The following is a 12,600-nucleotide window of genomic DNA, read 5'->3' as shown; positions in this document are numbered from 1 at the left end:
GAGCCCTGCTCCACCAACGACAGGATGGTGAGCGTCACGGCCGCCATGCCGCTGGCGAACGCGGCGGCGTCTTCCACGCCCTCGAGCGCGGCCACCTTCTTCTCCACGAGCGCCACGGTCGGGTTGCCGTAGCGCCCGTACTCCATGCGCTCGATGCGGCCCTCGAAGTAGTGGATGAGCTCCTCCGTGTTGGCGAAGGAGTACGTGGCCGTCTGCGCGATGGGCGCAGCCAGCGCATCGTAGGGGTAGGAACGCGGCTCGCCACCGTGCACGGCGGTCGTCAACGGAGAGCGCTTCTTCGACTCGGACATGATCGCGCGAGCCTAGCAGTCCGTCATGGCAGAGGCACGCTGGCTTTCAGGGCGCTTCTGCCCGCGCCGCTCCCCTGGCTGACGCTTCCGCAACCGCGTCGTCGTTCACGCTCTCGCTCGGCGGAAGCTGGATGCTGGCCAGGAACTGTTGAAAGTCGGCCACCCCCAGCTCGAAGTCGGCCGCGCTGTTCACATAGCCCGCGATGACCATGACGGGCACCACACGCCACTGCCGTGAGCGGCTCTGAACGTAGTTGGCGCGGGCGAACACGACGATTCCGCGGGCAGTCCCAACACTGTTCCCCTTCGAGCAGCACCATGCGCGCTGCATGCCCCGGACAGAGCGATCTCGGCGGTTCCCGAACATTCGCAGCTCGTTGGCGGCCGCCGAGGTTGTTGTGCTGAGCGTTCCCGACCGGCCACCACCTCCCGCCCAACGACGCGCAGCTTCTGGTCGCGGACGGGCCTCGACGGGGACGACATCGAGCCACATGCGACCGCTGCTGGTCCGGTGGCGAAGTGCCAGATCAGTCTGCCGGCCGTAGCTCCGGAAACGCCGCGTCGGCCGCTCGTGCACGCTCAAGGACCAGCCCTCCACCAGCCAGTCCTGCGAGACCAGGCGCTCAGCCTCACCGGCGGCGACGTAGATGGGGAACTGTGGGTGCTGATACCCCCCGGTCTCGAAGGGATGCACACGGGCGCAGCCGAGCATGGCGAGCGCGAGGAGCAAGGTCATCGTGGCAGCGCGCATCACCACCCACCTTCTGCCAGACGGAAACCCAGGTTGAACATCACGGTGTACACACCGGCGAGCTTCCCCTCGGCTGGAATGCCGGCGAAGAACCGCAAGCCGAGGTCTACGTGGCGGAGCTCTGCACCCACCTCCGCGCCCGGCTGGACGAGAGCATACCGATTGGAGGCGTCCTCTGCTGGGAAAACAACTGAACTCATCGCAGATCTCGGTGAGCCGCGAGCCTTGGAAGCGCTGCGCGCCGAGCCGAGCGCCCACGCCGAGGTAGAACGGGAAGCCGCCAGGGTGGAAGCGAATCAGCAACGAGCCGGAGCCACCGAGGGAGCGTTCGTTGTCTCCAACCGCGAAGTAGTCGTCATCGTAGTCGTAGTTGGAGGGCGTGGAGTCCTCCCCCGCTTGCGCCCGGGTGATCATCAAGAAGTCGAACTCAAACGCGAGGGTGGATGAGCGCACTCAGGGCGATGCAGCCCCACGAACAGGCGAACTGCAGTACCGGTTGGCAGACTACTGCCTTTCGCCGTGGTCGTCCCCACGGTCGCCGGAGAACGCGCCGACGCCTCCGCCCAGACCCGCAACCAGTGTCCAGGTCCGACGTGACCGCCAGTCCCAGTTCTCTGCAGGAACCGGTGGAAGCGCTGTCGCGGCGGTCGCGGGGAACGCATCGACGAACGGGCGCAGCGCCTCGGACGACATGAGCACGGCTGCGCCACCCGTGGTGACGCGCACGAACGGCGAGCGGTCGACCACCGTGGATCCGCGGTAGCGGCAGCGCGGAGCAGCGCCGAGGCCTCGTTGAGCAGCTCTTCCGCCAGCGTGCGAGTCGCGCCGACCGCCATGGTCGAAGGGCTCACGTGGTCGCCCGCGCGGAACATCAGCATCTGCGCCGCATCCCACAGGAACGCGGCCACGAACACCTGCATGTCGGGCGCCAGGCCGGGCGCGTTCAGCGCACGAATCTCCTGAATGGTCTGTGTGTCCGCAGTGCCCTCGGTCACGTCCGATGCCTCGCGCAGGATGCGCATGAGGCCCACGCGCGAGAGCGTGTCGATGACGTGCGCGGCACGCGCGGCATCTTGTGGAAGCATGGGCACTCGGCCATCGCGGACGCGCTCCCGTGCTTGCGCGAGCGCGTCGTGTAGGGTCACCAACGGCACGGCGACAGCCACGCCCTGCACGCCGCTGGCCACATCGCCGCGCGCCACCAGCATGCCCACCACCTGGTCGGCCTCGTCGATGACGGGCCCCCCCGAGTTGCCCGGGTTCACGTCCATATCGAGCTGGACCTGACCGTCATCACGAACACCGCCGACGATGCCGCGCGATGACTGTGCCTGGCGCCGGCTGGCGTCGAGCGGATAGCCCACCGTGAAGACGGGCTGCCGAGTCCGCAGCACATGGGTCGCAGGGCTGCAGCGCGAGCGGCGGAACGTCGCCATCGATCAGCAGCACCGCTACGTCGCGTTCCTCGTCGCGATACGCGACGCGAGCGGGAAAGTACGCTCCGTCGCCAGGGAGTCGCACCACCATAGAGCGCGTCGGTCACCACGTGGGCCGCCGTCAGCAACAGGCGGTCGTTGCCCGGCACCGAGAAGCCGGTGCCGTGCCCCATGTTCGGCAGCGCGACCACACGGCGGCCGTGAGCGGTCTGCACCTCTTCGATGGCCACGTTCTGCACGGCAAAGACGCGCACCGTGCCAGCGTCCACCACACCGAACTCCACGCTGCCCTGCGCCGACGCCGAACCCGCAACCAGCCCCAGAACGAGGCCAATCAGACCCAGCGCCGGGGTACCTCTCCGCCTCGCGATCGTACTCACGCCCGCTCCTCGCCCACTTCAGTAGAAGTCGAAGACCCCCCCGGAGGGAGGGCACGTGTCAGTGGCCGCGCTCGCGGTCCACGCCGGGTGGCTCGCGTCGCCCGGCTCGTGGCGCGGGTTGGCCGTCAGGTAGCTGCCATCGCGGCCCGGCAGGGAGAGCAGGGTCTCCTTGTCGTACAGGAAGTGGTCGCGCGAGGTGCTGGGCGGCATGTGCGCGCCCGTGTCCATGCGGATGGCGTCACACGGGCACGCTTCCACGCAGTAGCCGCAGAAGATGCAGCGCAGCTCGTCGATGACGAACGTGACGGGGTAGCGCTCGTAGCCGTGGCGCGGGTCGCCCTCGCCGTACTCGCCGGCCTCGATGTGGATGCACTGCGCCGGGCAGGCCGTGCTGCAGCAGAGGCACGCCACACAGCGCGGCGAGCCATCGGCGCGCTGCGTGAGGCGGTGGATGCCGCGGAAGCGCTCGGGGTAGGCCTCCGTCTCCTCCGGGTACATGAGCGTGACGATCTCGCCGTCTTCGCGCGCGCTGAACGTGTTCTTGAAGAAGCGCCCCATGGTGAGACGCAGGCCCTGCGCGATGGCGGGGATGTAGGCCTGGTCGGCCAGCGTGCGGGGGGGCTTCGTGATGACCTTGACGGTTGCCGCCATGATGAACTCCTTGGCCTACGTCAGTGCGCGACGGGTGAAGCTGGCGAAGCGGGGGCCGCGACGCGCGTGTCCCGCTTGAGGGCGGGGAGGAAGAAGAAGACCAAGCTGCCCACGACCACGATGGTGCCGCTCCAGACGGCGAACTTCATGGCGGGCTCGCCCAGCAGCACGATGACGCCCGTGAACAAGATGTTGATGAGCGCGGCAGGCAGCAGGCCCTTCCAGCAGAGCATCATCATCTGGTCGTAGCGGAAGCGCGGGAGGGACCAGCGCGTGAGCAGCTGGAACCAGATGAGCGCCACGATCTTGGCCAGGAAGCCAGCCACGCCGAGCGCCAGGATGCCCCAGTGCGCGAGCGCGATGCCCGTGGCGTCGATGCCCGGGGTGTCGGGGCTGTACTGGACGCCCATGACGAAGGACGCGAGCTGCGCGTCCCACACGCCCGGGAGGTCGATGCCGTCGCGGTAGACGAACGGCAGGTCCCAGCCCCCGAAGAAGACCACCGCGGCAACCGCCGCGAGGCCCACCACCTCGATGAACTCGCTCATGAAGAACATGCCGAACTTCATGCCGGAGTACTCGGTGAGGTAGCCGCCCACGAGCTCCGACTCACCCTCGGGCAAGTCGAACGGGATGCGCTTGGTCTCGGCGATGGCGGCCGTGAAGAACAGCACGAAGGCGATGGTGACGGGCAGCACGCACACGCCCCACACGCCGTTGTCGTGCTGCCACGTGGCCATGGCCTCGAGGCGCAGCGAGTCGTAGATCATGATGCACGGCACGATGGTGAGGCCGAGCGCGACCTCGTAGCTGACCATCTGACTGGCCGCGCGGATACCGCCGATGAGCGAGTACTTGTTGTCCGACGCGTAGCCGCCGATGGCCGCGCCGATGATGCCCGTGCCCGCGATGGCGAAGAGGAAGAGCACACCCACGTTGAGGTTGGCCACCTGCAGCGGGATGGCGGTGGCTTCGCCGTCGACCACGCCGTTGCGGGGCACCACGGCGTCCCAGTGCTCGAGGTAGAGCACGTCGGAGAACGGGATGACCGCGAACACCGCGATGGCCGGCATGAGCGTGACGATGGGCGCCAGCGAGTGGAGCAGCTTGTCCGCCTTGGGCGGGATGAAGTCTTCTTTGAAGATGAACTTCAAGGCATCGGCCAAGGGGTGCAGCAGACCCGCGAGCGAGATGTTGCCGCCGTTGGCCGCCAGCATGCCGTGGATCTTGGCGCCCACGTCCATGATGCCGCCCAGCACCAGCAGGCCCACGCCCATCTGCACCAGCTGCAAGACGCTGACGCCCGGCACCAGCTCGGGGTCGTCGATGGCCCAGGCGCACGCGAACACGAAGAGCACCACGGCCCCGAGGGCACCCGCAGCGAGCGCGCCGAAGCGCATGGGCGCGACCGTGGCGCCCAGCATCTCGGCGGTGCCGCGCGGCAGCATGATGCCGGCGCGATGAGGCCCGATGCGGTCTTGCATCATGGCGCTCTGGCGGCGCTCGGCCCACACCAGCATGGGGGCGAACGCGCCCACGGTGACCAGCAGGATGAAGAGGATCTTCAGCGCCGTGGTGAGCAGCAAGAGACCAGTGGTCATGCGCGTGCCTCCGCGCCACCGGACGTGGCGCCTGCGCCAGCCGTGGCGGCCAGCTTGGTACGGATGTCTTGGAGCCCGCCGAGCGCGAGGTCGTGGCCCAGGGCCTCGGCCAGCTTGGCGACCGTCTTCCAGCCCGGCTCGACGCCACCCTGCGCGGAGACCGCGCGGCGGAAGGCCTGGTGCATGCCCTTCTGGTTCACGAAGGTGCCGTGCGTCTCGAACACGCTGGCCACCGGCAGCACCACGCTGGCCGCGGCGGGCAGCGCGCCCACGTGGCTGGTGAGGCTGATGACGGCATCCAGCTTGGTGAGGGCCTCGAGCTCCGCCAGGGTCTCGAGCGACGCCGCGCCGAGGGCGATGACCGCCTCGACCTCGCCGCCCAGGATGTCCTGGAGCAGGTCTTCGGTGGTCTCGTCGAGCGAGCCGCCGGCCGCGACACGGGCGCCCGCCGTGTTGGGGTTGGGGTCGGCGCTGCGCAGGATGGCGTCGGCCACCCAGCCCTCGCGCGTGGCGTCGAGCCCAGCGAGGTACACCTTGCTGGTGCCCAGCTTCTTGGCCAGCTGCGCGAGGGCGTAGTTGTCTTCGTTGCTGTGCTGCGCGCTGAGCACCACGCCAATCTTGTTGGACGTGACCGAGCCGAGCTGGCGCGCGGCCTGCTGGAAGGGTTCGTCGCCGAAGGCCGGCACGCGGGCGTCACCGCGGCCGAGCGACGCCGTGAGCACGCGGTCTTCGCTCTGGCGGCGATACGTCATCATGCCGTCGTCGCACATCCAGAACTTGTTGACGTCCATGTTGTCGCGCGGGCGCAGGCGGTAGACCTTGCCGTAGCGCGGATCGAAGTCCACGTGCGTGTTGCAGCCCGTGGCGCAGCCGGAGCAGACGCCCTCCTGGCTCTTCAGGAACCACACGCGCGCCTTGAAGCGGAAGTCGCTGCTGGTGAGCGCGCCCACGGGGCACACGTGCTCGGTCATGAGCGTGTAGCGGTGGTCCAGCTCGCGGCCCTGGGCCACGGTGATCTCGTTGCGGTTGCCGCGCTCGCGCATGTCCAGCACGTGGTCACCCGCCAGCTCGTCGCACACGCGGATGCAGCGCGTGCACATGATGCAGCGCTCGGCGTCGTAGACGATGGTGGGCCCGAAGCGCACGCCCTTGGGCTTGTGCACCGGCTCGGTGCGCTTGCGCTTCACCGTGCTCTGGTGCTCGTAGTAGTAGTCCTGCAGCTTGCACTCGCCCGCTTGGTCGCAGATGGGGCAGTCCACCGGGTGGTTGAGCAGCAGGAACTCCTGCACGGCGGCCTGCGCCTGCTTCACCTCGGCGCTCTCGCTGCTGATGACCATGCCCTCGGCGGCCGTCTGCTGACACGCGGGCGTGAGCTTGGGCTTGGTGTCCGGGACGTAGGCCTTCTTCTTCTCGTCCCACTTCACGATGGGCATCGCCATCTGGCGACCGCTCTCGATGTGGACCAAGCACATGCGGCAGTTGGCCGCGACGCTGAGGCCGGGGTGCCAGCAGTAGTGCGGGATCTCGATGCCCGACCGCCACGCGGCCTGCATGATGGTCTCGCCGGCTTCGAAGGCGATCTGGCGCCCGTTCAGGGTAAACGTCGACATAGATAAATAGACCTCAGCGATCGCACTCGCCGCCGATCATGTTGATCGACCCGAACGTTGGGATGATGTCCGCGATCATGTCGCCCATGACCATCTCGCGCACCGCCTGCAGGTTGAACCAGCACGGCGGACGCACACGGATGCGGTAGGGGGTGCCGCTGCCGTCGCTGACGATGAAGAAGCCGAGCTCTCCGTTGCCTGCCTCGGTGAAGCTGTACACCTCGCCCTTGGGTGGCTTCACGCCCTCCATGATGAGCTTGAAGTGCGCGATGGTGCCCTCGATGGTGGAGTACACCTCGCTCTTGGGGGGCAGCGTGATGCGCGGGTCGGTGACCGACACGGGCCCGCTGTCGGGCATCTTGTCGAGGCACTGCTCGAGGATGCGCAGCGACTGGTGCACCTCTTCGAAGCGGCACATGAAGCGGTCCCAGTTGTCGCCGTCCTGGCCGACCGGCACCTCGAAGTCGAGCTCGCCGTAGACGAGGTACGGGTTGTCCTTGCGGACGTCGTAGGGGATGCCCGCGGCGCGCCCGATGACGCCGGTGCAGCCCAGCTCGATGGCGCGCGACTTGGTGAGGATGCCCACGCCCTGGGTGCGGTCCAAGAAGATGCGGTTCTTGATGAGCATCGTCTCGGTCTCGGCGATGACCTTGCGCACCTCCGGGATGCGCGCGCGGATGGCGGCCTTGAAGCCCGGCGTGGGCTCCGCCGCCATGCCACCGATGCGCGCGAAGCTGTGCGTCATGCGCGCGCCGGTCTCGGCCTCGAGGATGTGCCAGAGCCACTCGCGGACCTTCAGGATCCACAGGAACGGCGTGAAGGCGCCGAGCTCCATGGCGGCCGCGCCGTTGCACGTGAAGTGGTCACAGATGCGGGCGATCTCGGCCAGCATCACGCGGTAGTACTGCGCGCGGACCGGCACCTGAATGCCCAGCAGCTTCTCCACCGCCAGCGCGTAGCCCACGTTGTTGCACATGGGCGACACGTAGTTGAGGCGGTCGGTGTACGGGAAGACCTGCGCCCAGGTCCCGCGCTCGCAGCTCTTCTCGAAGCCGCGGTGCAGGTAGCCCGGCTGCACGTCCACGTTCTGGACGATCTCGCCGTCGAGATCGAGCACCATGCGGATGGTGCCGTGCATGGCGGGGTGCGAAGGACCCATGTTGAGCCGCATGGGCTCGGCGGGGAGCTCGAGGGCGGCGTCGTCGTCGAGGTGGATGTCGTCGGCTGGCTCCACGGTCTACTCCTTTGCGCCTTGTTCGGCGGCGGCTGCCTCGCGCTTGGCCTTCAGCTTGGCCTCCATCACCAGGGCGGCGGCGCTGTCGCTGAGCGTGCGCGTCTCACCCTGCTGCTGCGCGATGGCGGGGCTCACCTGCGTGGGCTTGTCGGCCCCGAGTCGAGCTTCCCAGTCGATGCGCGCGAACGGCTGACCTTCTTCGATGCCGAAGGGGGCCTGCTTGGTCATCTCGTTCGAGTCGCGGTACTCCACGATCGGCTGCACGCGATCGATGGGGTAGTCCTTGCGGAGCGGGTACCCCTCGAACTCGTCGTACATGAGGATGCGCCGCAGGTCCGGGTGGTCCTTGAAGCGGATGCCGAACATGTCGAACACCTCGCGCTCGGCCCAGTTGGCGCCGGCCCAGACGCCCACCAGCGTGGCGGGCGTGGCGCCGTCGGCGACCTTGGTCTTCACCATGACGCGGTGGTTCTTCTCGAGCGAGCGCACCATGAGCACCAGCTCGAAGCGGGGCTCGTCGGGCTCGCGCTCGGGGTAGTCCACGGCCGTGAGGTCCGTGAACATGTTCATCTTCAGCTGGTCGTCGTCGCGCAGGAAGGTGGCCACGGCCGCCCAGTCGGACGGGGCGACGTAGCAGCTGTCGTCGCCGCGGAAGTCGCTGGTGGAGAGGATCTTGTCGCCGAACTGAGCCTTGAGGCGAGCGATGGCAGACTTGCTCATCCGTGACCTCCGCTCTTGGGATCGTGGCCCCCCGCGGGCAGCACGGGCAGCTCGCCCACGCGCTCCTTGAGCTGACGCGGCACCTCGGCGGGCGGCACGGTCATGGGCTGACGGTCGCCCTTGGTGATCTTCTCCTGGAGCAGCATGAGCGCGTCCAGCACGGCCTCGGGGCGCGGCGGGCAGCCGGGGATGAACACGTCCACCGGGATGACCTTGTCGGCGCCGGGGATGGTGGTGTAGTTGTCGTAGAACCCGCCGCAGCTGGCGCACGTGCCGAAGGCGATGACCCACTTGGGGTCCGCCATCTGCTCGTAGATGCGCTTGAGCACGGGGCCCTGACGCTGGCTGATGGTGCCCACCACCCAGAGCACGTCCGACTGACGCGGGCTGAAGCGCGGGGCCTCGGCGCCGAAGCGCGCCACGTCGTAGCGCGGGCCGGCCACCTGGAAGAACTCCATGCCGCAGCAGGCCGTGGCGAACGGGTACTGGAAGAGCGACCACTTGCGCGACCAGGCGAGCAGTGCGTCGAACTTGGTGGTGAAGAAGCTCTCGCCGCTCGCACCGCCGATGACCTTCAACTGGTTCAGCTCTCCCATTCGAGCGCCCCCTTCTTCCACGCGTAGATGAGCGTGATGCCGAGAATCACGATGAACAGCAGCATCTCCACGAAGCCGATCCAGCCCAGGCTGCGGAACATGGCCGCCCACGGGTAGAGGAAGACCGCTTCGATGTCGAAGACCACGAAGAGGATGGCCGTCAGGTAGAACTTGATGCTCATCCTGAGGTGGTTGGCGCCGGTGGTCTCGGACCCTGACTCGTACGGAATGGCTTTTTCCGCGGTCATGTTCTTGGGCCCGGCCAGAGAGGTGGCCGTGAACATACCGAGGGCGACCAAGGTGGCCACGCCCAGCATGATGAACACGGGGAGATAGACGGCGAACATGAAGCGAAGCGCTCCGGATTAGGGGTGATTTGGCCTTCGAGCGGGGGGTCGCGGCGCGTCCAGACGAACGGCGCGAGGGGGCCCGGGTTCGAGCGGCATGGTGATAGTACCCTGGCTTCCGGGTGTCAATGAAGGTCTCTTGCGGGAATCACTCTGCGGGGCTCAGGGCGGCGTTGGCCTCGACCGCCTTGGCCAGGCTGACCTCCAGCTCCCCCACCCGGCGACGAGCGCGGGCCACCACCCCCACCAGCAGCAGGGCCAGCACCGCGTGCCCGGCCAGCCCCGCGATCAAGATCGTCCGGAGGGCCGGAGAGGACCCCCGCGTGACCGAGACGGGCCCCAGCTTCACCAGGGCCTGGCGGCTGTCCGAGGGGGGCGGAGCGATCACGGACATGACAGCCACGTCGGCGGGCAGCATCCCGTCCACGGCCCCGGCCACCAGCGCGCGCACCGCTTCGGCGTCGTAAGGGGGCTCTCCGCGGTGGTGCTTGAGGAGCACCGAGGCCCGTGGCCGCTGCGGCGCGTCGTCCATGAGGGCCAGGCGCCGGTCGGGCAGCGCCACGTGCACCCGCGCGTCCAGCACCCCGTCGATGCGCTCGAGCGTGCCGGCCAGCTCGCCACCCAGCGCCGCCGCATAGCGGGCGCGCTCCTCCGTGGCCGTGGGGACCAGCCCACCCTCCCCGAACACGGCATGGACGCCGGGCTCTGGAGCCGCCGGCAAGCCGGCCTCGCGCAGGACGCGCAGCGCGGGGCCCACGTCGTCGGCGGCCACGCGCACCTCGAAGGAGGGGTCGTTCCCCGCGCTGGCCAGCTTCTCTGCGCCGATGCCCTGCCCGTGCAGGGCCACCACCACCGCGTCCGCCTGGGTCTCGTCCAGCCCGCTCTCGAGGGTGGCGTCACAGGCCGCGAGGCCGAGGACGAGGACCAGACAGAAGAACGAAGCAGCGGGCGACCATGTGCGCATGAGTGCGTGAATGGCCTACACCTGAGGAGGGCGCAAGCAGGCGCCAGCCCCCGTCAGCGCGCGTTGAAGCGGTAGCGGGCGCCCATGCGCGGCGCACCGAACGAGGGGAAGTTGACCCCCCGCACCACGCGGTTCACGCAGGACTTGAACTCTTGGCTGCCCTCGCGGGCGCTCGCGCCCTGCACCTGGCCGCTGCCCAGGATGGCGATGTCGATGGTGACGCCGTTCAGGTCGCCGCCGCGCGCCTGCTCGGGGACCACGCACGCGCCGTAGACGCGGTTGACGTGCTGGTTCATGACCGCGGCCACCTGGGCGGACGTGAGCTGGCCGCCGCCGGCGCCGCCGCCGCTGATGTCGCCCATCTCCACTTCGCGGTTCATGGCGTCTTCGTAAGACAGGCCAGAGCCCCCACCGCCCCCGCCGCCGCCCTCGCTGGGAGCGCCGGGGGTGCCGCCACCGCCCGTCGGCCTCTGGCCACCTCCGCCGCCGTGCCGACGGCTCCCGCCGCCCGCGGCGTGTGGGTCGGTGAGCGTCTCGGCCGTGCCCTCGATGGCGATCTCGCCCATCTCGTAGAGGCCGTCGAGGTCGGCCTGCGCCACACGCTCGCTGTCGCTGGCCGTCCGGGTGACCGCGAACGCCACGCCGCCGCCCACCACCGCGAGGATGAGCGCGCCGCCCACCAGCAGCTTGGTGCGCCCGGCCTTCTTCTCGGAGGACTCCACCTTGGTCACGGCCACGGCGGTGGCCTCTTGCTTCACCTTGGCGGCGTACTGAGCCGCGAATTCCGAGAACTCGGGCCACTGCGCCACGGGCTTGCGCTCGCCGGTGTCCATGTTCATGACGCCGTGGGTGCTGGACACCTCGCCAGCCACCAGCATGCGCACCAGCTCGCGCCCGGAGAACGGCCCGTGGTCGAGTCCGTCCTTCACCACGATCCAGCGCTGCGAGTCGTTCTCGGTGACCTGCGCCAAGAGCGAGCCCAGGTCCACGATGGCCGACGGCGCCGCGCCCGCTGCCTGCACGTCGGCCGTGGGCCGGAAGCCCTCGTCGATGGACACGCGCGCGCCCACCTGCGGCCGGCCTGCCCCGGGTGCGTTGGGGTCCGGTGCCACCAGCGAGACGCGCCCTGCGGCCCCTGCCGCGCGCAGGGCCACGCCGAAGTCGGCCGTGGGCGCGGGCTCGGGGGCGTGCTGCACCAGGTCGTCCAGCGACTCGCGCACCACGTCGAAGATGGCGTAGCGGTTGGCCGGGTCTGGGGCGAGGCACTTCAATAACCAGCTATCGATGGCCGGTGTGCCGTGCTCGTGCGCCTTGGAGGGGGCCACATAGCCCTGCGCCGTGGAGCGCCCCGTGAGCAGCTGGTAGGTGATGGCGCCCACCGAGAAGACGTCGGACTGCAGCGTGGCCGCCCCACCCGCCTTCACTTCCGGCGCCAGGCAGGTCTGCTCGTCCACGGGCAGCACCCCGATGCCCAGCTGCCCCACGAGCGCGCTGGCCACCCCGAACTCGGCCACCTTCACGACGCCGTTCTGGCCAATCCAGACGGCGTCCGGACGCAACGCTCCGTGCGGGGCCCCTTCGCCGTGCTCTTCGGCGGCTTCGAGCGCCTCGCACACGCTGTGGATGACCTGGGCCGCGCCGCGCAGCGACACCGGCTTGCCGCCGCGCGCCTTGAGGCACGCCGCCAGCGTCTGCCCCTCGATCCACTCGAACGCCAGCACGTGCGCGCCCAGCGCGATGCCGAGGCCGAAGGTGGTGGCCACGTTCGGGTGCCGGATCTTGGTGGCCGCGCGGACCGACGCCTTGAGCGCCTGCTGCGCCCCCGGGGTCATGTGCGCGAGGCGAAAGACGCGCAGCGCGATCGCGCGCTGGGTCTTGGTGTCCTTCGCACGGTAGAGCGCGCCGAGGGCGTCCTCGTTGGCGAACTCGACCACTTCGAAGCGGTTCAGGACGAGCGTGCCCGGCGGCAGCGATGGGATGGAAGCGTCTGGCATGGGCG

12 protein-coding genes are annotated in these 12,600 nt (G+C 69.0%); all 12 read right to left on the bottom strand.

The window, feature by feature from the left end:
* Nucleotides 1-311: PLP-dependent transferase (locus IPI43_16320; GenBank protein MBK7775671.1), on the bottom strand; the 311-nt coding region annotated here is incomplete at its 3' end.
* 46 nt (nucleotides 312-357) lie between these two features.
* Nucleotides 358-582 carry a hypothetical protein gene (locus IPI43_16315; protein MBK7775670.1) on the bottom strand — a complete coding sequence of 75 codons (225 nt, stop codon included), beginning with the start codon at nucleotides 580-582 and terminating at the stop codon, nucleotides 358-360.
* 893 nt (nucleotides 583-1,475) lie between these two features.
* Nucleotides 1,476-2,498 (bottom strand): serine protease, encoded by a 1,023-nt coding sequence (locus IPI43_16310; protein ID MBK7775669.1) that lies wholly within the window; start codon nucleotides 2,496-2,498, stop codon nucleotides 1,476-1,478.
* Between the two features lie 398 nt (nucleotides 2,499-2,896).
* On the bottom strand, nucleotides 2,897-3,529 hold the full coding sequence (locus IPI43_16305) for an NADH-quinone oxidoreductase subunit I (protein ID MBK7775668.1): 633 nt from the start codon (nucleotides 3,527-3,529) through the stop codon (nucleotides 2,897-2,899).
* 20 nt (nucleotides 3,530-3,549) lie between these two features.
* Nucleotides 3,550-5,130, bottom strand: coding sequence for an NADH-quinone oxidoreductase subunit H (locus tag IPI43_16300; GenBank protein MBK7775667.1), 1,581 nt, complete (start codon nucleotides 5,128-5,130; stop codon nucleotides 3,550-3,552).
* Nucleotides 5,127-6,740 carry a (2Fe-2S)-binding protein gene (locus IPI43_16295; protein ID MBK7775666.1) on the bottom strand — a complete coding sequence of 538 codons (1,614 nt, stop codon included), beginning with the start codon at nucleotides 6,738-6,740 and terminating at the stop codon, nucleotides 5,127-5,129. Before IPI43_16295 ends, IPI43_16300 begins: the two co-directional genes overlap by 4 nt.
* Nucleotides 6,741-6,753: 13 nt before the next feature.
* Nucleotides 6,754-7,911 (bottom strand): NADH-quinone oxidoreductase subunit D, encoded by a 1,158-nt coding sequence (locus IPI43_16290; GenBank protein ID MBK7775665.1) that lies wholly within the window; start codon nucleotides 7,909-7,911, stop codon nucleotides 6,754-6,756.
* Nucleotides 7,912-7,977: 66 nt separating this feature from the next.
* Nucleotides 7,978-8,694 carry an NADH-quinone oxidoreductase subunit C gene (locus tag IPI43_16285; GenBank protein MBK7775664.1) on the bottom strand — a complete coding sequence of 239 codons (717 nt, stop codon included), beginning with the start codon at nucleotides 8,692-8,694 and terminating at the stop codon, nucleotides 7,978-7,980.
* Nucleotides 8,691-9,290 carry an NADH-quinone oxidoreductase subunit NuoB gene (gene nuoB / locus IPI43_16280; protein MBK7775663.1) on the bottom strand — a complete coding sequence of 200 codons (600 nt, stop codon included), beginning with the start codon at nucleotides 9,288-9,290 and terminating at the stop codon, nucleotides 8,691-8,693. Before nuoB ends, IPI43_16285 begins: the two co-directional genes overlap by 4 nt.
* Nucleotides 9,278-9,637 (bottom strand): NADH-quinone oxidoreductase subunit A, encoded by a 360-nt coding sequence (ndhC, locus tag IPI43_16275; protein MBK7775662.1) that lies wholly within the window; start codon nucleotides 9,635-9,637, stop codon nucleotides 9,278-9,280. The genes nuoB and ndhC overlap by 13 nt, the downstream gene beginning before the upstream one ends.
* A gap of 148 nt (nucleotides 9,638-9,785) precedes the next feature.
* On the bottom strand, nucleotides 9,786-10,601 hold the full coding sequence (locus tag IPI43_16270; protein MBK7775661.1) for a secretion protein: 816 nt from the start codon (nucleotides 10,599-10,601) through the stop codon (nucleotides 9,786-9,788).
* 53 nt (nucleotides 10,602-10,654) lie between these two features.
* Nucleotides 10,655-12,595 carry a protein kinase gene (locus tag IPI43_16265; protein MBK7775660.1) on the bottom strand — a complete coding sequence of 647 codons (1,941 nt, stop codon included), beginning with the start codon at nucleotides 12,593-12,595 and terminating at the stop codon, nucleotides 10,655-10,657.
* Nucleotides 12,596-12,600 lie beyond the last annotated feature (5 nt).

It is taken from the genome of Sandaracinaceae bacterium (genome assembly GCA_016706685.1).
Taxonomy (GTDB): domain Bacteria; phylum Myxococcota_A; class Polyangia; order Polyangiales; family Houyiibacteriaceae; genus JADJJE01.
Note: the sequence above shows the minus strand (reverse complement) of the source record. Positions and strands in the feature narration are given on the sequence as shown.